The 21,347-nt window shown below is 56.7% G+C and carries 13 protein-coding genes; 2 read left to right on the top strand and 11 right to left on the bottom strand.

Annotated features, from left to right (window positions below; all coding sequences use genetic code 11):
- Positions 1–53: 53 nt before the first annotated feature.
- On the top strand, positions 54–1,106 hold the full coding sequence (fbaB, locus tag AAHF05_RS14650) for a class I fructose-bisphosphate aldolase (protein ID WP_129325221.1): 1,053 nt from the start codon (positions 54–56) through the stop codon (positions 1,104–1,106).
- A gap of 68 nt (positions 1,107–1,174) precedes the next feature.
- Here fbaB and yegS read toward each other — a convergent pair whose 3' ends face one another.
- The 10 genes from yegS to yegD all read right to left on the bottom strand — a co-directional run bounded on the left by yegS (position 1,175) and on the right by yegD (position 16,757).
- Positions 1,175–2,074, bottom strand: a complete 900-nt coding sequence (gene yegS, locus AAHF05_RS14645; protein ID WP_129325220.1) for a lipid kinase YegS — start codon at positions 2,072–2,074, stop codon at positions 1,175–1,177.
- A gap of 249 nt (positions 2,075–2,323) precedes the next feature.
- A complete protein-coding gene (yegQ, locus tag AAHF05_RS14640) occupies positions 2,324–3,685 on the bottom strand; it encodes a tRNA 5-hydroxyuridine modification protein YegQ (RefSeq protein ID WP_129325219.1) in 1,362 nt (453 codons plus the stop codon).
- Positions 3,686–3,840: 155 nt separating this feature from the next.
- A complete protein-coding gene (locus AAHF05_RS14635) occupies positions 3,841–4,173 on the bottom strand; it encodes a YegP family protein (RefSeq protein WP_028016353.1) in 333 nt (110 codons plus the stop codon).
- Positions 4,174–4,307: 134 nt separating this feature from the next.
- Positions 4,308–5,030, bottom strand: coding sequence for a two-component system response regulator BaeR (gene baeR, locus AAHF05_RS14630; protein ID WP_129325218.1), 723 nt, complete (start codon positions 5,028–5,030; stop codon positions 4,308–4,310).
- Positions 5,027–6,430, bottom strand: coding sequence for a two-component system sensor histidine kinase BaeS (baeS, locus tag AAHF05_RS14625; protein ID WP_028016355.1), 1,404 nt, complete (start codon positions 6,428–6,430; stop codon positions 5,027–5,029). The genes baeR and baeS overlap by 4 nt, the downstream gene beginning before the upstream one ends.
- Positions 6,427–7,842, bottom strand: coding sequence for an MFS transporter (locus AAHF05_RS14620; protein WP_129325217.1), 1,416 nt, complete (start codon positions 7,840–7,842; stop codon positions 6,427–6,429). Before AAHF05_RS14620 ends, baeS begins: the two co-directional genes overlap by 4 nt.
- Positions 7,843–10,920, bottom strand: coding sequence for a multidrug efflux RND transporter permease subunit MdtC (gene mdtC, locus AAHF05_RS14615; RefSeq protein WP_108090774.1), 3,078 nt, complete (start codon positions 10,918–10,920; stop codon positions 7,843–7,845).
- Positions 10,921–14,043 carry an MdtB/MuxB family multidrug efflux RND transporter permease subunit gene (locus AAHF05_RS14610; protein WP_129325216.1) on the bottom strand — a complete coding sequence of 1,041 codons (3,123 nt, stop codon included), beginning with the start codon at positions 14,041–14,043 and terminating at the stop codon, positions 10,921–10,923.
- A complete protein-coding gene (locus tag AAHF05_RS14605) occupies positions 14,043–15,245 on the bottom strand; it encodes an MdtA/MuxA family multidrug efflux RND transporter periplasmic adaptor subunit (protein WP_128347479.1) in 1,203 nt (400 codons plus the stop codon). Before AAHF05_RS14605 ends, AAHF05_RS14610 begins: the two co-directional genes overlap by 1 nt.
- Before the next feature lie 159 nt (positions 15,246–15,404).
- A complete protein-coding gene (gene yegD, locus AAHF05_RS14600; RefSeq protein WP_129325215.1) occupies positions 15,405–16,757 on the bottom strand; it encodes a molecular chaperone in 1,353 nt (450 codons plus the stop codon).
- 130 nt (positions 16,758–16,887) lie between these two features.
- Between yegD and alkA the strand changes: the two genes are divergently transcribed.
- The gene (alkA, locus tag AAHF05_RS14595) at positions 16,888–17,760 is read left to right on the top strand and encodes a DNA-3-methyladenine glycosylase 2 (protein WP_257247413.1); all 873 of its coding nucleotides are present in this window, start codon (positions 16,888–16,890) and stop codon (positions 17,758–17,760) included.
- Here the strand turns inward: alkA and AAHF05_RS14590 are convergent.
- On the bottom strand, positions 17,725–21,054 hold the full coding sequence (locus AAHF05_RS14590) for a diguanylate cyclase (protein WP_129325213.1): 3,330 nt from the start codon (positions 21,052–21,054) through the stop codon (positions 17,725–17,727). The two genes, alkA and AAHF05_RS14590, sit on opposite strands and share 36 nt — an antisense overlap.
- Positions 21,055–21,347 lie beyond the last annotated feature (293 nt).

Below are 21,347 nucleotides of genomic sequence, written 5' to 3'. Positions count from 1 at the left end.
TGTGGGAATGGATTACATTCACCGACATGACGTCGGACTTACGGGAGTATCACATGACTGATATTGCACAGTTGCTTGGCAAAGACGCCGACAGCCTTTTACAGCATCGTTGTATGACCATTCCAGCCGACCAGCTCTATCTGCCTGGTCACGACTACGTTGACCGCGTAATGGTTGATAACAACCGTCCGCCTGCGGTCCTGAGAAATATGCAGACGCTCTACAACACCGGGAGACTCGGCGGCACCGGGTATCTCTCTATCCTGCCGGTAGATCAGGGGGTTGAACATTCGGCCGGTGCATCTTTTGCGGCTAACCCGCTCTATTTCGATCCGAAGAACATTGTTGAGCTGGCGATTGAAGCGGGCTGTAACTGTGTGGCGTCGACCTATGGCGTGCTGGCATCCGTTTCACGTCGCTATGCCCACCTTATTCCATTCCTCGTGAAGCTGAACCACAACGAAACCCTCAGCTACCCGACAGAATATGACCAGACCCTCTACGCCAGCGTAGAGCAGGCGTTCAATATGGGCGCGGTAGCCGTCGGGGCGACCATCTACTTCGGTTCCGAGCAGTCGCGCCGTCAGATTGAAGAGATCTCTGCGGCATTTGAGCGCGCGCACGAGCTGGGGTTGGTGACGGTGCTGTGGGCGTACCTGCGTAACTCGGCGTTCAAAAAAGACGGCGTGGACTATCACGTGTCCGCTGACCTGACCGGCCAGGCGAACCACCTGGCGGCGACCATCGGCGCAGATATCGTGAAGCAGAAAATGGCCGAGAATAACGGCGGGTACAAAGCGGTAAACTTTGGTTACACCGATGACCGTGTCTATAGCAAGCTGACCAGCGATAACCCTATAGACCTGGTGCGCTACCAGCTGGCGAACTGCTATATGGGACGCGCGGGGCTTATCAACTCCGGTGGTGCTGCGGGCGGTGATACCGACCTGTCCGGCGCGGTGCGTACGGCGGTGATTAACAAACGCGCGGGCGGCATGGGGCTGATCCTGGGCCGTAAGGCGTTTAAGAAATCAATGGCCGACGGCGTGAAGCTGATCAATGCCGTTCAGGATGTGTATCTGGACAGCAAAGTGACGATTGCCTGACGCCTCCATCTCCCTCTCCCGGTGGGAGAGGGTTGGGGTGAGGGCATCATCGTGCACTGTGTAAAACATCAGCGCAAAAGCGCACAATCCGGCGGCAATCTGCATTGTAGCGCGCCGGGCAAAACTTCTATGCGGAAATGCTTCCCGCTCAATGGCTCTCCGTCCAGATTAAACGTCATTCCGTGCGGAGCATCCACTTCAAACCATGCTGATTTCCCGTCAATAATATTCGGGCTCTCTTCCGGGCGGGTCAATGTGGTAAACAGTGCGGGCAGCAGTCCATCACCTGTGAAAATACGCAACTGCAGCTGACCGTCATTAATCAGCGCTTCCGGGCAAAGCTGCTGCCCACCGCCTGCCTGACGGCCATTACCGATACCAATCACCAGCGCGTCACCTTGCCACTGAAAATCTTCACCGCGAATTTCACAGCGGTCTGGCTTTAGGGTGTCCATTCGCATCAGTCCATGGATCAGGTATGAAACACCACCCAGCGCCGCCTTCAGTTTTTCCGGCGTTTCGCTGGTAATGCGCGTACCAAATCCGCCGGTCGCCATATTGATAAAGCAGGTTTTGTCATTCACCTGGGCAATATCCACGGCGGTGGCCTTGCCAAGGATTGCCAGCTGGAGTGCTTTCTCTAAATCTTCCGGGATCCCGACGCTGGTAGCAAAATCATTGGCGGTGCCGAGCGGCAAAATCCCCATCACCGGGCGGTTGGCCTGGTTTAAATCAATCAGGGCAGACGCGATCTCATTGATGGTGCCATCACCGCCGCCGGAAATAATGGTTTTGACACCCAGGCCGAGCGCTTCATTGATATAACGTGCCGCGTCGCCTTTTTCCCATGTCACTCGCACGTGGATACGCGCACCGTCTTCACGCAAAACCTGAATTGCCTGACGCAACAGATCGTTGCCTGCACTTTTGCCATTGAGAATCAATAAACTGTCTGGATAGGTTGCCATCCGCGCTGCTCCCTTTTTTAGCGTTAGTAAGAGTGTATAGCAGGGAGGAAAAAAGCGCGTAAGAACAGGATGAAAGGGAAAAAATAAGCCCGCGTAAGGGAGATTACGCAGGCTAAGGAGGTGGTTCCTGGTACAGCTAGCATTTATGGGTTATGTTTTTCAGCGCTGAGGATAATACCCGTATTGAACGAAGCGGTATGTGATCCGATTCTAAGAATTATCCCAGCGTGAAAAAATTCCCCTGATTAACTATTTGCTGTGTGGGTTTCGGGTGCTTTCGCCATCGAAATTACGCATCAGCAGTGCGAACTTCAGCTCCACCTCTTCCGGAACCGGCAGCCAGACGGTATGACCGTCACCCGGTGCAACTTCAATCGCTTCACCTTTGCCGTTTTCCAGGTGTTCCAGCGTGAAGTTCATGTTGCCTTGCGGGGTCATCAGCTCCAGGCTGTCGCCTTTGGTGAACTTGTTTTTCACCGCCACAGCCGCCAGCGCGCCTTTGCGCTCGCCGGTGAAGTCACCGACAAACTGCTGACGCTCGGAAATGGAGTAGCCGTGCTCGTAGTTCTGGTAGTCGTCGTGGGTGTGACGGCGCAGGAAGCCTTCGGTATACCCGCGGTGCGCCAGACCTTCCAGGGTTTCCAGCAGGCTGGTATCGAACGGTTTACCGGCTGCCGCATCGTCGATCGCCTTGCGATAGACCTGGGCGGTACGCGCGCAGTAGTAATAGGATTTGGTGCGGCCCTCAATTTTCAGTGAGTGCACGCCCATCTGGGTCAGACGCTCGACGTGGGCGATGGCGCGCAGATCTTTCGAGTTCATGATGTAAGTGCCGTGCTCGTCTTCAAAAGCGGTCATGTACTCGCCCGGACGTTTGGCTTCTTCAATCATAAACACGCTGTCGGTTGGCGCGCCGATGCCCAGCGTAGGCTCAACGTTGGTCACCGGAATCGGCTCATGCTTATGAACGATGTTGCCGATGTCATCTTCTTTACCTTCCTGGACGTTATACTCCCAGCGGCAGGCGTTGGTGCAGGTGCCCTGGTTCGGGTCGCGCTTGTTGATATAACCGGAGAGCAGGCAGCGGCCGGAGTAGGCCATGCACAGCGCGCCGTGAACGAAGATTTCGATTTCCATATCCGGCACCTGGGTGCGGATCTCTTCGATCTCTTCCAGCGAAAGCTCGCGGGACAGAATAACGCGGGTCAGTCCCATCTGTTTCCAGAACTTCACCGTCGCCCAGTTAACGGCGTTAGCCTGTACGGAGAGGTGAATATCCATCTCCGGAAAGTTTTCCCGAACCAGCATGATTAAACCCGGGTCCGACATGATCAGCGCGTCCGGCCCCATATCCACCACCGGCTTCAGGTCACGGATGAACGTTTTCAGCTTGGCGTTGTGCGGCGCGATGTTCACCACCACGTAGAATTTTTTACCCAGAGCATGCGCTTCGTTGATGCCAAGCTGGAGGTTCTCGTGGTTGAATTCGTTGTTGCGCACGCGCAGCGAGTAGCGAGGCTGGCCCGCGTAGACAGCATCGGCACCATAAGCGAAAGCGTAACGCATATTTTGCAGCGTTCCCGCCGGGGAAAGGAGTTCCGGTTTAAACATGTTTGTTCTCGTTCTGATGACAGGTCAGATCCGCGTGCACCCGGTGCAGCGGTAAGGGGAGATCCCCCACTTTAAGGGCGGGCATTGTAGCGCTGCGGGACGGGGAGGTAAAGCGCCGGGGCGTTACGCCACTAACCCGGCGAGTATAAACTGTGTCAGGTGTTGTCTTTTACGGTCTGGCTCGGACCATTAGTTTTCACTGATGCAATGCCCTTATCCCGCGATTGCTCAGATGCGTACATTTGGCTGGTGCCAATTACCTGATGATTGCCCGCTTTGAGGTTGAAATAAAATTTGCCGTTAGAGGCTGTTTTCTTCTCATAACGTTCCTCCAGCGGGCTGTTTGAGCGCACGGAGGCAATACCGTTCTCAGCGGCACTTTTGGTGGTGTACAGCTCACTGGTAAGAATGGTTTCTGCGTTCCCTGCTTTAAGAACAAACCTGAACTGACCATCACTGCTCTTGCTTAATTCGAACCAACCAGACATAAGAACTCCTTGATCGAAAGTGAATTTATCAGTGCCGATGATAAATAAACGCATCGGTAAAGAGAGTATGGTGGATTATCGTGTGGATTCCAGAAATGAAAAAACCGCCGGTGGCGGGTCTGATAGCGAAAATGTCACGCAATCCTGCACGCATCCGCTTCCCAGCGATACCCCACGCCATACACCGCGCGAATAAATGACTGCTCGGCATCCAGCGCTTCCAGCTTACGGCGCAGGTTCTTGATATGGCTGTCGATGGTGCGGTCGGTCACCACCCGGTAATCGTCATACAGGCGGTTCAGCAACTGTTCGCGGGAGAAGACTTTCCCCGGTTCGTGGGAGAGGGTTTTCAGCAGGCGGAACTCAGCAGGGGTCAGGTCCAGCATCTTGTTACGCCAGCTCGCCTGAAAACGGCTTTCATCCACAATCAGCGGACTTTCTGCGTCCAGCACCTGCAGTTCACGATGAGGCTTGCAGCGGCGCAGAATGGTTTTCACGCGGGCGACGACTTCACGTGGGCTGTAGGGTTTACAGATGTAATCATCTGCACCGATTTCGAGGCCCAGCAGGCGGTCAATCTCTTCAATTTTGGCAGTGACCATGACGATGGGCACGTCGGAGAAGCGACGAATTTCCCGGCACAGGGTCAGGCCATCGGTACCGGGGAGCATCAGATCCAGCAGGATCAGGTCCGGCGGCGTCTGGCGCACGTACGGCAGCACCTGGTCGCCACGATTAATCAGCGACGGGGCATAGCTTGCCGCGCGTAAATAGTCGATCAGTAACTGCCCAAGTTTCGGCTCATCTTCCACAATCAAAATGCGTGGCGTGTTTTCGTCAATCGGTAACTCGGTCATGCTTCTCTCGATAAATCCCGTTCCAGAGGTAACTCTACTGTAATGCTAACCCCGCCAAAAGGCGAATGGGCGGCGCGGATCGTGCCATTATGCGCCTCAACGATGTTAACGCAAATCGCCAGTCCCAGACCGGAACCGCCACTGGCACGGTTGCGCGAGCCTTCGGTACGGTAGAAACGCTCAAACAGTTTTTCCAGCTGTGCGTCCTGCACGCCGGGGGTGGAATCGGCAAAGGTCAGGGCAAAGTTCCCGTTTTCCTGTTTGCCGGAGATATGCAGCCCGCCACCGCTGTCGGTGTAGCGCAGGCTGTTTTCCAACAGGTTGTTGAAAAGCTGCATCAGCCGGTCTTTGTCGCCAAACACCACCGCGCTGTCTGGCAAAGAGAGATCAATTTTCAGATTGCGGCTGGCAAAACGTTCCCGGAAAGCGCCGGTGGTGACTTCCAGGACGCTAATCACGTCGACGGGCGCTTTCTGGTAGGCCAGCGCCCCTTCGTCGGACATAGAGAGCTGGTGGAGGTCATCCACCAGTTTGGTGAGCGTGCCCACTTCGGCCTGTAATGAGGCCACCGATTCAGGCGTGAACTGGCGTACACCATCCTGAATGGCCTCCAGCTCTCCGCGCAGCACCGCCAGAGGGGTGCGCAGCTCGTGCGAAATGTCGGCCATAAAATCGCGGCGCATCTGCTGGTTTTTCTCCAGGGTACTGGCGAGCTGGTTAAAGTCCTGAGCCAGCTTACCCAGTTCATCCTGGCTGCGGGTATCGACGCGGGTCGTGAAATCCCCAGCGGCCAGCTTGTGCGTGCCCTCCACCAGCCGTTTCACCGGGGCGAGCAGACCGCGCGCCAGCGGGAAGGTGGCAAGCGCGGCGAGCAGGGTGGAGAGGGCGACAATCAGCCAGCTTGTCCGACGCTGCTGACGGTCAAAGTTAATATCGGTATTACGCGTCAGGCGCTCCACCGGCGAGGCGATAACCCAGCCGACGGTAGCGTTATTCACTTTGATCGCACGACGGGTGCCGTCCGGCGGAATCGGCGCGCGCGGGCCAACCAGCGGGCGCATATCCTGATCGATCACCCAGAACTGCGTGCGCCAGCCGTGCGGAGGCATGCCTGGCCCAGGGCGATCGTCACCGGTGTCATGCTCAAGCGAGCGCAAGATCTGGAAAATAAAGCGGTCGTTATTGCGCAGAAAACGCCAGTTGCCGTGCTGGGCGTACTGTTCACTCAGCGCATCGCTTAAGCCCTGTAAACGCTGTTCATTGCCATGCTTGATGTAATCAATAAAACCGCGCTCAAAGCTGATCCGCACGGCCCAGTGCATGGTGATCAGCAGGACAATACAGGTGGCAAATATTGCGACAAAGAGCTTACCGGTAATGCCCGGTCGCCAGAATTTCATGATTCACTCCTTTTACTGCGCCGGATAACGACATTCTTGCTGGTATCATCAGGCACTCTGGCGAAGATGAAAGCGGGCAGGGCGATGATGACCGCCATGCTGAGATAGGTGTATAAAAAGACCTGATGCGCGACCGGGGTATCAACGCTGAGATGGTGTTGTCCGTACATACCGAGCAGTAAACCCGCTACGGTGACGCCCACGCTCATCGACAGTTGCATAACCATCGACAGCAGGCTGTTGCCGCTGCTCGCCAGATCGTCCGGCAGGTCCTTCAGCGTCAGCGTGTTCATCGACGAGAAGCGCATGGAGTTAATGATCCCCTGGCAGAACAGCACCAGCGGCAGAACGTAGTACCAGCCCATCAGCGCCACGGCCATAAACAGCAGGCTGACCAGCGCCAGACCCAGCGTGGCGGTTACCAGCACGTGACGGTAGCCAAAGCGGTTCACTACCTGTACCACGATTCGCTTCATTCCCATGCTGCCGAGCACCATCGGGATCATCATCAGGCCCGCGTGGAACGGCGAAAATCCCATTCCGATTTGCAGGAAAACGGGTGTCATAAACGGCAGCATGCCGCTGCCGACTCGCCCGGCGAAGCTGCCGAACAGGCCAAGGCGATAGGTCGGGTTTTTAAACAAGTTCAGGCTGAACAGCGCTTTATCGTTACCTCTGGCGTGCCACAGGTACCACAGTATGGCGGTAACGCCGAGCGCGATCAGGAGCCCGAGTGTCAGGGGCGAAATCCCAAGACCTTTTTGTCCGTCGAGTGCCAGCGTCAGCGTTGCCATTCCTCCCGCCAGCAGGATAAAACCAAAGAAATCAAAGCGTCGGGTTTGCATGGTGTAGTTAGGCATCAGCATCAGCGTGGCAATGGCACCGATGATGCCAACAGGAAGGTTGATTAAGAATATCCAGTGCCAGGACGCGTATTCCACCAGCATACCGCCCAGCGCCGGGCCCAGCAGCGGCCCCACCTGACCGGGAAGGGTTACAAAGGTCATTGCCGCCATGTATTGCTCACGTGGAACAATTTTCATAACTGTTAACCTTCCGACGGGGACCATCATCGCACCGCCAACGCCCTGCAACACCCGCGCCATGATTAGCTGGTCGAGGGTGTTGGCCTGAGCGCAAAACAGCGAACCCGTGGTAAACAAGACGATCGCGGTAAAGAAGATATTCCGCACGCCGACTTTGTCCGCCAGCCAGCCGCTGGCCGGCAGCATCACCGCAACCGTCAGTACGTAGGAGACAATCACCATATGCATATGCAGCGGACTCTCTCCCAGACTTTTCGCCATCGAGGGGAGGGCGGTATTGACGATGGTCGTGTCCAGCGACTGCATAAAGAAGCCGAAGGCGACAATCCATAATTGCCAGCGAACGTTAGCGGGGAGGTCGGTCATTTATTCGGTCACCGTAGTTCTGTTTTTCCGCGAAAAACGCAGTCGCAGACGGTCAAAGAACAGATAGACCACCGGCGTGGTGTACAGCGTCAGCAGCTGGCTCATGACCAGACCGCCGACAATGGTGATCCCCAGCGGCTGGCGAAGCTCTGAGCCGTCTCCGCCCGAGATAACCAGCGGCAGCGCGCCAAACAGCGCCGCCAGGGTGGTCATCATGATCGGACGAAAACGCAGCAGACAGGCCTGGAATATCGCCTCTTCTGGCGACAGGTTGCCGTTACGCTGAGCATCCAGCGCGAAGTCCACCATCATGATCGCATTTTTCTTCACAATGCCGATCAATAACATGATCCCGATTAAGGCGATTAAGCTGAATGGCGCACCAAACAACTCCAGCGCAAGCAATGCCCCGACACCCGCCGACGGCAGCGTCGAGAGGATCGTCAGCGGATGGACGTAACTCTCATACAGTACGCCAAGCACAATATAGACCGTGGCAATGGCGGCCAGGATCAAAATCACCTGCGAGTTCATTGTGTCCTGGAATACCTGCGCCGTTCCGGCAAAGCTACCGCGTACGGTAGACGGCACGCCAAGCTGTGTCATCGCGCGGTTGATCGCATCACTGGCCTCGGAAAGTGATGAACCGGCTGGCAGGTTAAAGGAGATGGTCGATGCTGCCGACAACCCCTGATGGTTCACCGACAGCGGCGCGTTGGCAGGCCGCCAGCTGGCAAAGTATGAGAGCGGTATCGCCTTGCCGTCGTTATTGATTACAAACATTTTATCCAGGGCACTAATGTCCTGGGTGTAACGCGGATCAACTTCCATCACCACTTTATACTGATTCATCGGCTGATAGATGGTGGAGATCTCGCGCTGACCGAAGGCATTGTTCAGCAGGCTGTTGGCGGCTTCAACATTAATGCCCAGACGTGACATGGTCTCGCGGTCGTAGGTCAGGGCCATCTCTGCACCGTTGTCCTGCTGATCGGAATTCACGTCCGCCAGCTCCGGCAGGGCGGCCAGCGCCTTGCGGATCTTCGGCTCCCACTCGCGCAGGGCCGCTAAATCATCAGAGAGCAGCGTGTACTGATAGCTGGCATTCGCCTGACGCCCGCCAACGCGGATATCCTGAACGGCCATCAAAAACAGATTGGCACCGGGCTCTTTGGCGAGTTTCACCCTAAGACGGTCAATCACCTGCTGGGCGGTTTCGTTGCGCTCTCCGCGCGGTTTCAGAGTAATAAACATCATTCCGCTGTTGACGCGCGATCCACCGGTAAAGCCGGTGACGTTATCCACCGCTTTGTCTTCACGAATGATCTTCATAAAGTCCTGCAGCTTGCCGCGCATCGCCTGGAACGAAATGCTCTGGTCAGCCTGAATACCGCCCATCAACACCCCGGTATCCTGTTCCGGGAAGAAGGTTTTCGGGATGGTGATGTACATCCAGACGTTGAGCACAATGGTACCGATGAGCACCAGGCCGACCAGGCGGGTATGGTTCAGCACCCATTTCAGTGATTTGCCGTAGCGCTCCTGTATGGCCATCAGGATGCGACCAAAGCCTTTACGGCGCGGCTGCGAGTGCGGTTGGCTGCGTTTTAACATCCAGCCGCACATCATTGGCGTGAGCGTAAGGGAGATGATCAGCGAAATACCGATAGCGACGGAGAGGGTGACGGCAAACTCCCGCAGTAACCGGCCCGGCAGCCCGCCCATCAGCAACAGCGGCAGGAATACCGCCACCAGTGACAGGCTCATGGAGAGCACCGTAAAGCCCACCTCGCGCGTTCCCTGAAGCGCCGCCTGTAGCGGTTTGACACCAGCTTCCAGATGGCGGGATATATTTTCCAGCACCACGATGGCGTCATCGACCACAAATCCCGTTGCGATGGTCAAGGCCATCAGCGACAGGTTGTTGAGGCTAAAGCCACACAGATACATGGCGGCAAAGGTACCAATCAGCGACACCGGTACGGCGACTGCCGGGATCAGCGTCGCGCGGCCGGATCGCAGGAACAGGAAGACCACCAGGATCACCAGCGCGACGGAGATAACCAGCGTTTGCTCCACCTCTTCAAGCGAGGCGCGAATGGTTGGGGAGCGATCCTGGGCAATCTGCAAATCGATCTCAGCCGGGATCGTCTCCTGCAACACCGGAAGACGCGCGCGGATGCTGTTCACCGTCTCAATAATGTTGGCTTCCGGCAGCTTGCGGATCATCAGCAAAATCGCCGGTTTGGCGTTGGTCATCCCGGCGTTACGCACGTCCTGCACCGAGTCCGTGACGCTGGCCACGTCGCTTAAACGTACCGCTGCACCGTTGTTATAGTGGACGATCAGCGGCTGATATTCGGCGGCAGTTTTTAGCTCGTCGTTCGTCTGGATCTGCCAGCGATGGCTGTTGTTCTCGACGGCACCCTGCGGTTTACGGACGTTGGCAGTGCTGATGGCGGAGCGCACGTCATCCAGCGACACGCCCTGATTGAACAACGCCTGCGGGTTCAAGCCCACGCGCACGGCGGGCAGGGAGCTCCCGCCGACGCTCACGTCACCGACGCCGTTAATTTGTGAGATTGTCTGCGCCAGCTGGGTAGACGCAAAGTCGTAAAGCTGCCCCTGCGAGTAGGTATCCGAGGTCAGCGTCAGGATCATGATCGGCGCATCGGACGGGTTAGCCTTGCGGTACGTCGGGCGGCTCGGCATTCCGCTCGGGAGCAGGCTTTGCGCGGCGTTAATGGCGGCCTGCACGTCGCGTGCCGCACCGTTAATATCCCGATCGAAGCTGAACTCCAGAATGATACGCGTGCTGCCCAGCGAGCTGCTGGAGGTCATCTCATTAATTCCGGCAATCCGCCCGAGTGAACGTTCCAGCGGTGTGGCGACTGACGAGGCCATCGTTTCCGGCGATGCGCCAGGCAGCGAGGCGCTAACCATGATCACCGGAAAATCTACCTGCGGCAGGGGAGCCACCGGCAGCAGCCGGAAGCCCAGTACGCCGCAAAGGGTGATGGCGAGCGAGATTAAAATCGTCGCCACCGGGCGATAAATGAAGAGAGCGAAAAACTTCACTTATGCCTCCTCTTCACGTTTCGGGAAGCGGCTTTTGGTCCACAGCGCCAGGCGGTCGAACAGCAGGTAGATCACCGGCGTGGTGAAGAGGGTCAGCACCTGGCTCACCAGCAGACCGCCGACCATGCCGATCCCCAGAGGACGACGCAGCTCCGCGCCGACGCCGGTACTGAGCATCAGCGGCAGCGCGCCCAGCAGGGCGGCCAGGGTGGTCATCAGGATCGGACGAAAACGCAGCAGGCAGGCCTGGAAAATCGCATCGCGCGGGTTCATCCCCTGCTCGCGCTCGGCAGCAAGAGCAAAGTCGATCATCATAATGGCGTTTTTCTTCACGATCCCGATAAGCAGGATGATGCCGATAATCGCAATCACATCCAGCTCGCTACCCGCCAGCATCAATGCCAGCAGTGCCCCGACACCTGCCGTCGGCAGGGTAGAGAGGATGGTGATCGGATGGATAAAGCTTTCATACAGCACGCCGAGCACGATATACATTGCGACCACCGCCGCGACAATCAGCCAGATGGTGTTGCCGAGCGCCGCCTGAAACGCCAGCGTACTGCCCTGGAACTGGGTCTGAATATCGGACGGGAAGCTCAGCGTTTTCTCTGCGGCCAGAATCGCTTCCACGGCTTCGCCAAGAGAATAGTTATCCGGTACGTTGAAAGAAATGGTGGTGGACGGGAACTGGTCCAGATGGTTAATTGACAGCGGGGTATAGCGCTCTTCCACGGTCGAGATGGCGCTTAATGGCACAATCCCCCCGTCTTTGCTGGTCAGGCGTACCGAGTCCAGTCCCGCCAGGCCAGGCGTGTGCTCGGTGTTGTGCTCCAGCACCACGCGATACTGATTCGCCTGAGTGTAAATCGTGGAGATCAGTCGCTGCCCAAAGGCGTTATACAGCGCGTTATCGACGTCTGCCATCGTGATGCCCAGACGGCTGGCAGTGTCACGATTCACATTCACATACGCTGCCAGACCTTTGTCCTGCCAGTCGCTGCTGACGTCAGAGAGCTGCGGCAGGGTTTTTAGCTTATCCACCAGCTGCGGTACCCAGGTGCTGAGGGCATCAAGCGTGGTGGCCTGCAGCGTGAACTGGTACTGGGTGCGGCTGACCTGGGTATCAATGGTCAAATCCTGAATCGGCTGCAGATACAGTTCCACGCCAGGCACGCGCGCCACGGAATCTTGCAAACGTTCAATCACCGCGTTTACGCGATCGTCGCGCTGACTCAATGGTTTAAGGTTGATTTGCAGACGTGCGCTGTTCAGAGAGGGGTTAGTGCCATCCACGCCGACATAGGCGGTCAGGCTCTCCACCGCCGGATCTTTCATGATGATCTCAGATACCTGCTGCTGCCGCTGGGCCATGTTAGCGAAGGAGACCGACTGCGGTGCCTGAAGCGTGCCCTGAATAATGCCGTTGTCCTGAATCGGGAAAAAGCCCTTCGGGATCACGATCCACAGTAAGACGCTGAGCGCCAGCGTACCGAGCGCCACGCCGAGCGTTGCCCACGGATGGTTGAGCACTTTCGCCAGCAGACGTCCGTACGCCGCGATAATACGTTCAAACATGCGTTCGGAGGCGCGGGAGAAACGGTTTTGCTTGCGCAGGGACTCATGGCTTAGCATGCGGGCGCACATCATCGGGGTCAGCGTCAGCGAGACGACCGCAGAAATCAATATGGCGACCGCCAGGGTCACGGCAAACTCGCGGAACAGACGGCCGACGATATCGCCCATAAACAGCAGCGGGATCAGCACCGCAATCAGCGAGAAGGTCAACGAGATAATGGTAAAGCCGATCTCACCCGCACCTTTTAGCGCGGCCGCCAGCGGTTTTTCCCCTTTCTCGATATAGCGCGAGATGTTCTCGATGACCACGATGGCATCATCCACCACGAACCCGGTGGCGATGGTGAGCGCCATCAGCGTCAGGTTATTGATTGAGAAATCGAGGAACACCATCACCGCAAACGTCCCCACCAGCGAGAGCGGGACGGCGACGGCGGGAATGATGGTTGCCGGAACGTTGCGCAGGAACAGATAGATAATCATCACCACCAGCGCAATCGCCAGCATCAGCTCGAACTGGGTGTCGGTGACCGACGCGCGAATATTCGTGGTACGGTCGGAAAGCACTTTTACGCTGACCGATTTCGGCAGGCTTTCAATCAGCTGTGGCAGCATGGTGCGAATGCTGTCTGCGGTTTCGATGATGTTTGCGCCCGGCTGACGCTGGACGTTCATCACGATCGCCTGCTGTTTGTTGGCCCAGGCACCCAGCCAGCTGTTTTCCGCTCCTTGTTCGACGGTCGCCACATCGCCAAGACGCACCGGCGCACCGTTCTGGTAGGCGATAATCAGCTGACGGTATTCATCGGCGGACTGCATCTGGTCGTTCGCGGAGAGCGTAACGGCACGGGTTGGTCCGTCCAGCGAGCCCTTCGCCGAGTTGACGTTAGCATTGCTGATGGCGCTGCGAATGGTTTCGCTGGCCAACCCCAGAGCGGCAATCGCCTGGGCGTTGAGCTTCACGCGTACCGCCGGGCGTTGCCCGCCCGCCAGCGTGACGAGGCCAACGCCGGAAACCTGAGAAATCTTCTGCGCCACGCGGGTTTCGACCATATCTTCCACCTGCGTCATTGGCATGGCGGAGGAGGTCACGGCCAGCGTCATGATCGGCGGATCCGCCGGGTTCACTTTGCTGTAGACCGGTGGATTAGGCAGGTCTGACGGCAGCAGGTTGGTGGCCGCGTTGATGGCGGCCTGTACCTCCTGCTCGGCGACATCCAGTGACAGCGTCAGCTGGAACTGGAGCGTCACGACGGATGCGCCACCGGAACTCTGGGAGGACATCTGCTTCAGGCCAGACATTTGACCGAACTGACGCTCCAGCGGCGCGGTAATGGCTGACGTCACCACGTCCGGGCTGGCGCCAGGATAAAGCGTTACCACCTGAATGGTGGGGTAATCCACTTCCGGGAGCGCCGAAACGGGCAGGAAGCGATAGCCGATAATCCCGGCCAGCAGAATTGCCACCATCAGCAGCGTGGTTGCGACAGGACGTAAAATGAACAGGCGTGACGGCCCACCTGTCGAGTCTGGAGGCATGACCTGCATCAGGCTTTCTCCCCCTGTTTTGCAGGCTCAACCACTTCCACTTTCGCCCCTTCGGTCAGACGGTCAATGCCGTCGGTGACCACACGGTCGCCCGCGGAAAGTCCGGCGCTGATGACCACCATCTGGCTGTCCTGAATCCCGGTTTTCACCAGATGTTTACTGACTTTATTGTCGCTGTTCAGTACCCAGACAAAGTTCCCTTCATTACCCATCTGCAGTGCCGCCGATGGGATCACCACAGCGTTTTCTTCGGTCGCAACCAGCATCCGCGCATTGACGAACTGGTTCGGGAAGAGGGCGTCGTCCTGGTTGTTAAACCGTGCTTTGAGCTTGATGGTGCCGGTGGTGGTGTCGATCTGGTTGTCCAGGCTGAGCAGGGAACCTTCGCTGAGTTTCTGCTTGTTGGTGCGGTCCCAGGCTTCCACCACCAGGCCTTTACCGGCTTTTTGCGCCTGCACCACGGTCGCAATGTCGCTTTCCGGCAGGGTAAAGACTAAATCAATCGGGTGGGTTTGGGTGATCACTACGATGCCCGTGGTGTCGCCACTTGAGATTTGGTTACCGATATCGACCTGCTTCAGGCCCACGCGCCCGTCAATCGGCGCGGTGATGCGGCTCCAGTCCAGCTGCAGCTGTGCACTGGCGACGGCAGCTTCATCGGCTTTAATGGTGCCCTGCGTTTCGCTGACCAGCGACTGCTGGGTATCCAGCTCCTGCCGCGATACCAGGTTGGTTTTGACCAGCTGCTGGTAACGCGCTAAATCGCGCCGGGCATTGGCGAGCGTGGCGTTGTCCTTTGCGAGCTGTCCCTGCGCCTGGGCCAGCGCCACCTTGAACTGGCTCGGGTCGATTTCCGCCAACAGATCGCCCGCTTTGACCTGCTGACCTTCCTGGAAGTGAATGGCCATCAGCTGGCCGTCGACGCGGCTGCGTACTGTTACGGTGTTAGCGGCAGTAATAGTCCCAAGACCTGTAAGATAGCGCGGAACGGCTTTATTCAGTGCCGTAGCTGCCTGTACAGGTGCCAGCGCACCGCCGCGCATACCGTGACGCCCTCCACCCGTCGGGCGCTGTGGCTGGCTGGTGGCACCCGCGGGGGCTGCGGAGTTTGCGGATTGACTGTGCCAGTACCAGGCGGCGGCAAGGACCACCACAATGATGCCAGCGGCGATTGCCCAGCGGGATTTATTACGGCCTTTCATCGTTATACGTTCTCATCCTGAATACTTCGGGGAATGATACTAGTTTAGTCAGGTAACACAGCGGAAAAATGGAGGAAATATGGAAGACTGTCAGGAATGGTCTGAGTATGGTGCTCTTTTTAGCCGGGTGGAGCGGATACGCCACCCGGCACAATGAGACTAGCTAAACATCACCTGCGCCCAGCGCGCCAGACCGGCGGTAACGGAACCAAAGTCATCGCCACCCGCAATCGGAATGCCCGGCAGCTGTTCCGCCAGCGCTTTTTTGATCAGCGGTGAACGCGCGCTCCCCCCGGTCAGATAGATAACGTCCGGCTTATCTTTGCCGTTTTCCAGCGCCAGCTGCACCTGCTCCAGAATACGCTGCAGCGGCTGAGCGAGCGCGGCCTCCAGCCCGTCCTGAGAAATCGCAGTGGCCAGATCGTCGCTGATAAACGGCAAGGAGACCGCATGCTCAGCGCGGTCGGAAAGGGCGATTTTGCTCTCTTCTGCGGTACGTACCACGCGATAGCTAAGACGCTGACGCCACACATTATACAGCAGGGCGACTTTTTCGGCGTCCTGCGCGTCGCGTACCAGGTCGTTCAGGAAACGGCCATTTGCAGTGCTGTAAAAATCACTCTGCGCCGGGACGTCGTTAATCGCGATAGCGTTCCACCATGGCAGGATTGGCAGAGCGATACCTTTTTCAGTTTGTCCGCCCATGCCGAGCAGTGGCATCAGGCTCTTGAACGCCAGGGCAATATCGAGATCGTTACCGCCGATACGGCAGCCACTGTGCCCCAGCAAGCTGTTTTCGCGGTCGCGACGGTTATGCCATTGTGGCCCCATCAGCAGCAGCGAGCAGTCCGTCGTACCGCCGCCGATATCCACGACTAATACGCGTTTCTCTTCCGTCAGTGTGGCTTCAAAATCCAGTCCCGCCGCAACGGGCTCATACTGGAACACCACGTCACGGAAGCCTGCACGGTGCGCCGCACGTTCAAGGATACCCTGCGCCTGCTGGTTAGCGTCATCTCCCCCCAGACCCTGGAAGTTGATCGGACGGCCAATCACCGCCTGGGTGATCGCTTCCGACACCTGGGTTTGCGCCTGATTGCGAATGTGCAGCATCATGGCGCAGACCAGATCTTCAAACATCGCCACCTGCTGTGGCTTCAGACCGCTGGCACCCAGGAAGGATTTTGGTGATTTAACGAAGTAAACCTCTTCGGGATCTTCGATGTAGTGCCCGAGCGAAGAGAGGCCGAACTGCACGCTGGAAGGCGTAACGTCGATATCTTCCTCGCGGTTAAAACTGACCGCGCGGCGCAGCAATGCCTGAGTCTCCGCCGCGGTGGCCGGAACCTGATGATGGCGGAACAGCCATTCGCTGACCGCTTCGCGGGTAGGTGCGCAGAGCATTGAGGGCAGCAGCGTACTCTCTTTTTCCATTTTCAGGAGCTGTGGCTGTCCGTCCTGCATAATTGCAACCGAGCAGTTTGCCGTACCGTAGTCAAATCCAATAAACACGAATAATCCCCATGCCAGTGAGAAGGGGCGAGACTTTAACGAAATGTCTGCATCGCGACAACAGGAATATGAAAGCAAGGCGAAACAAGGTCTTTCGGTTTATGCTGAGGGGAACAAAAAAGGAGCGACAATGTATACCCTGACCTGGCAACCCCCTTACGACTGGCAATGGATGTTTGGCTTTCTTGGCGCGCGTGCGGTAGAGGGCGTTGAGACCGTCACTGAACACTATTACGAGCGCAGTTTCGCCTGTGAGGGGCACCAGGGGATCTTTCGCGTCACACCGGATAACCTGGCCCACACGCTACAGGTGACGCTGAGCCCCGGGTTAATCCCGGTTGCGCAAACCTGTCTTGAACGTATTGGGCGTCTGTTCGATCTGGCCTGCGATCCGCATGAAATTCACAAGACGCTTGGCGATCTCGGCGTTGCACGGCCAGGCTTGCGTTTGCCGGGGGCGATGGACGCGTACGAGCAGGGCGTGCGGGCGATTCTCGGGCAGCTGGTGAGCGTGGCGATGGCGGCGAAACTGACGTCGCGCGTGGTGGCGCTGTGCGGCGAACCGGTAAACGATTCGCCAGGCTATGTCTGCTTCCCCACACCACAAGCGCTGGCCGCAACGGACCCGCTGGCGCTGAAAGCGCTCGGGATGCCGGTCAAACGCGCTGAGTCGTTGATTCATCTGGCGCAATCGGTCATTGAAGGCACGTTTCCGCTGACGCCACCTGAGGACGTTGAGGCAGGCATGAAGGCGTTACAGCAGCGGCCTGGAATAGGGCGCTGGACGGCAAACTATCTGGCTCTGCGCGGCTGGCAGGCGAAGGATGTTTTTCTGCCGGATGATTACCTGATTAAGCAACGCTTTGCCGGGATGACGCCAGCGCAAATTCGTCGCTATGCTCAGCGCTGGCAGCCCTGGCGCTCTTACGCGCTGCTGCACATCTGGTATACCGACGGCTGGGCGCCGTCAGTTGATAGCGAAATAACTGGTATTGAGAAGTAGATCCAGCGGCTGTGGCTCGGCAATCGTGTCACCATAAATAAAATCGAGCCCGATGCCAGAGAGTGTATCCATCATGATCGGCTGATTACAGGGACCCGCGATGGTTTTCATCCCCAGGCGCTGGGCATGGCCCTGGATGATAGTCACCATCATTTCATCCATCAGGTTGCCATAAACATTGGTTACCACTTCCGCATCCAGCATTAGATAGTCGGCCATATTCGCGCTCAGGTGGGTAAAGACGTTCATGTCACGCCCCACCTGACTGAAGATCACGCGACAACCCGCCTGACGAAGCTTTTGCAGCCCCCGTTGCAGGTTTTCATCCGGGTTGCACACCACATCGGCAGGGATGATCAGATGCAGAAGACGGCCCGGCAGTGGGTTTTTATCCAGCAGGTCGAGAAGTTCATCGACCAGCGTCACGCTGGCCAAACCGGCTTCAGAAAGCGGCAGTGCAACGCCCATACCTTTACTGGCAACCTGTGCGGCAGAGGTACGGAAAAACTCACTAAAGATCCGTCTGTCGAGAGCGTGCAACAGCTCAGGCTCCGCCAGGCCAGATCGGAAGGCGTGTTCTTCCTGTACTTCGCCCTGACTGGTCCACAGGCGTAACGAAATGAGCCAGAAGTTACAGCTTTCCGGTATGCGTGGCGAGGCGACACTGCGGGCTATCATCATCAGATGATTGTCTTTAATCATGTGCCACTGTTCATCCAGTGACATCATGCTGCGTGCGCTGTGGTCCCGCTCCTGCTGAGGTTCGTAAACCGTGACGATGCCGCGCCCACTGTTTTTCGAGGCATAACAGGCGATATCAGCCTGTGACATGATCTCCGATGCCTGATGATTATTTTCATCAATCAACGTGATACCTGCGCTGGCACCAATTCTGTGCAGGCGTCCTTCCCACATAAAGTGATAGCCATTGATGGTATGGATCAGGCGGCTGGCGATATAACGTGCGCTCTCTATGTTGCAGTCCGGCAACAGCAACCCGAATTCGTCCCCGCCCAGACGCGCCAGCACATCGCTCGAGCGAAGCATGGTCAACATTAATGAAGAGAGCTCCCTGAGCAGGGCATCACCTGCGGCATGGCCTGCCGTATCGTTGACCGCTTTGAAACGATCAAGATCGATAAAGACCAGAGCATGACGCTGGCGCGTTTCGCGAACGGTCTGCAAGAGCCGTTTGAGATGATTTTCAAAGCTAACCCGGTTTGCCAGGTGGGTCAGGGCATCGTGGGAAGCGCTGTAACTCAACTGACGCAGCATTTTGCGCGATTCAGTCACATCCTGAATCACGATAACCGAGCCAATGTTTTGTCCGTCCAGTGTGCTGAGCGGCGTAATGCTGTAATGAATATCAAAATTACCGCCGGTGCGGCAGTTCAGGATCACGTCCTGATCGATATCGGAACGGGACATATCACCGCTATGAATGTTCTCCATCAGCGGCCCTTTTTCACCAAAGGTAATATGCAGCACCCGCAGGATGGGCTGACCGATAGCTTCGGTCTGCAGCCAGCCGCTCATTTTCTCGGCAACCGGGTTCATGAAGGTGACATTCATGTTGATATCGGTACACAGCACCGCTTCGCCGATGGAGTCGAGGGTAATGTGCAGACGCTCTTTTTCCTGGAACAGGGCCTCGTTGAGTTGCTTAACTTCGGTCATGTCCATGTTGATACCGAGCAGGCGTTCAACTTCGCCCTGCTTATTCAGCACCCGGTTCGCCAGGGAGCGGATATGGCGCACGCCTTCCTTCACGCGGATGCGGAATTCAAGCTTAAACGGCAGACGGGAAATCAGAGAGTCCCGCAGCACTTTTTCTGCATGTGCGCGATCTTCAGGCAGCATCGCTTCATGCCAGAGTTGCCAGGTGGGCTTGATGTGCGGCGGTATTTCATACAGCTCGAACATTCGCTTATCCCAGCTGATAATGTCTGGCTCCAGATCCCACTCCCAGATGCCGATCCCCCCCGCTTCGTTGGCAAGCGTAATACGCTCCATCAGACGTTTGTTGACCCACTCGGTCTGTTTCAGGTCGTTAATATCTTCGATCTGCGCGATAAAATAGAGGGGTGAACCGTCGGCATGGCGCACGACAGAGACGGCCAGGAGCGCCCAGACGACCTCGCCATTGCGCGTGTAGTAGCGCTTCTCGAGGGTGTAGGTATTAATATCTCCGTTGACCAGCTGCTCCAGTTGTTCCAGGTCGGTATGCAAATCTTCCGGCCAGGTTAACTGCTGGAAGGTGAGCGACTGGAGTTCCGTCTGGCTGTAACCGAGAAAGTTGCACAGTGCCTTGTTGACCTGAAGCCATTTGCCTTCGACGCTGACCAGCGCCATACCGATAGCGGAATACTCCATCGCGTTACGAAAACGCTCCTCGCTTTCGGTAATGTGCTTGCGTTCTGCACGGAAAGCATACATCACCATGGTCATCACGTTAGCAGGCAGGAGCAGCATCAGGAACGGTAGCCACGGTGCATTCCACATGGCGTTAGTGTGCTGAGTGGTCAACGCCAGAGGGTTACGGGCGATCATCAGGGAAACCACCATAACGGTGACCAGAAACACCATGAACGCTTCCATTCGCGGCAGGCGCACGGCACTCCACATAAGCAGAACGATAACGCAGGTAAAGGGCCACGGCAGCCAGCTGATAGCTGCCCAACTGAGGACTAACGTCACCGCCATGGTGGTCAGCGTTTCAAGCAGCAATCTCGGATCACGATGGCGCAGCAGATAATGCGGTTTAAACAGCAATCCTAACGGCACCAGCGCCAGCGCACCGATGGCTTCAGACAAGACCCAGACGAGGAAATTACGCAGTGGTTCTGGAGTAGGGATCAGAAAATAGACCAGGACACCGCCCACCAGTGGTGGCACCAGCGCACTGCCAATGGCCAGACGGATCCAGTCATTCAGATTTTGCAGCGGGTTGTACCACGGGAGCAATTTGCGCAATAGCAACGCGCCAATCACAGCTTCAATCACGTTGATTGAGGGGTAGATGAAGCTTGTTGCCCCCCACGAAAACAACATCCATGAAGCCAGAATATTGCCAAACGAACAGGCCAGAGCAATCCCCGGCCACATTTTTCCTGCATGGCGGTAAAACGCCACCATCATGGTGGCGGTGGGAAACCAGAGCGGCGCCAGCAGAGTACCGAAGCGAGTTAGCTCAAGCGAAAATAAGGTAAAGATAAAGGTGACCAGGCCCAGACAGACAAGTCGTAATAAAGGATGTGGGGTGGTAACCAAAACCCGCTGGTATTGTTTATTCATTACCGCTTTATCCAGAGACGCCATGCCGCCAGGAAAGAAGTCCGGACGAGTGAATTTGATAATTTGGTTTATGCTAGTACAAACAATTTACAATTCATATGGTGACTGCTCATAATTTGACATCATAGACTTATTAAATAGTTACTCTTAAAAAAATCCATGTTAATTGCTGAAAAAGTGTTCATTTAAATTTAACTAAAGGAAGAATGCGTCACTTTTCAGGCTGTCTCGCAGAACCTGTGCTTTCGACTGGTATCACGCTCCCGAAATCCCTATAATTGCCGCGTTTGACG

Source organism: Enterobacter adelaidei (assembly GCF_041937165.1).
Classification (GTDB): domain Bacteria; phylum Pseudomonadota; class Gammaproteobacteria; order Enterobacterales; family Enterobacteriaceae; genus Enterobacter; species Enterobacter adelaidei.
Note: the sequence above shows the minus strand (reverse complement) of the source record. Positions and strands in the feature narration are given on the sequence as shown.

Bases quoted from the DNA above. Each gene is read 5' to 3' on its own strand.
- AAHF05_RS14605 (WP_128347479.1), bottom strand. From the start codon at position 15,245: ATGAAAGGCCGTAATAAATCCCGCTGGGCAATCGCCGCTGGCATCATT.
- AAHF05_RS14620 (WP_129325217.1), bottom strand. From the start codon at position 7,842: ATGACCGACCTCCCCGCTAACGTTCGCTGGCAATTATGGATTGTCGCC.
- baeS (WP_028016355.1), bottom strand. From the start codon at position 6,430: ATGAAATTCTGGCGACCGGGCATTACCGGTAAGCTCTTTGTCGCAATA.
- alkA (WP_257247413.1), top strand. From the start codon at position 16,888: ATGTATACCCTGACCTGGCAACCCCCTTACGACTGGCAATGGATGTTT.
- AAHF05_RS14610 (WP_129325216.1), bottom strand. From the start codon at position 14,043: ATGCAGGTCATGCCTCCAGACTCGACAGGTGGGCCGTCACGCCTGTTC.
- yegS (WP_129325220.1), bottom strand. From the start codon at position 2,074: ATGGCAACCTATCCAGACAGTTTATTGATTCTCAATGGCAAAAGTGCA.
- AAHF05_RS14635 (WP_028016353.1), bottom strand. From the start codon at position 4,173: ATGTCTGGTTGGTTCGAATTAAGCAAGAGCAGTGATGGTCAGTTCAGG.
- baeR (WP_129325218.1), bottom strand. From the start codon at position 5,030: ATGACCGAGTTACCGATTGACGAAAACACGCCACGCATTTTGATTGTG.
- AAHF05_RS14590 (WP_129325213.1), bottom strand. From the start codon at position 21,054: ATGAATAAACAATACCAGCGGGTTTTGGTTACCACCCCACATCCTTTA.
- yegQ (WP_129325219.1), bottom strand. From the start codon at position 3,685: ATGTTTAAACCGGAACTCCTTTCCCCGGCGGGAACGCTGCAAAATATG.
- fbaB (WP_129325221.1), top strand. From the start codon at position 54: ATGACTGATATTGCACAGTTGCTTGGCAAAGACGCCGACAGCCTTTTA.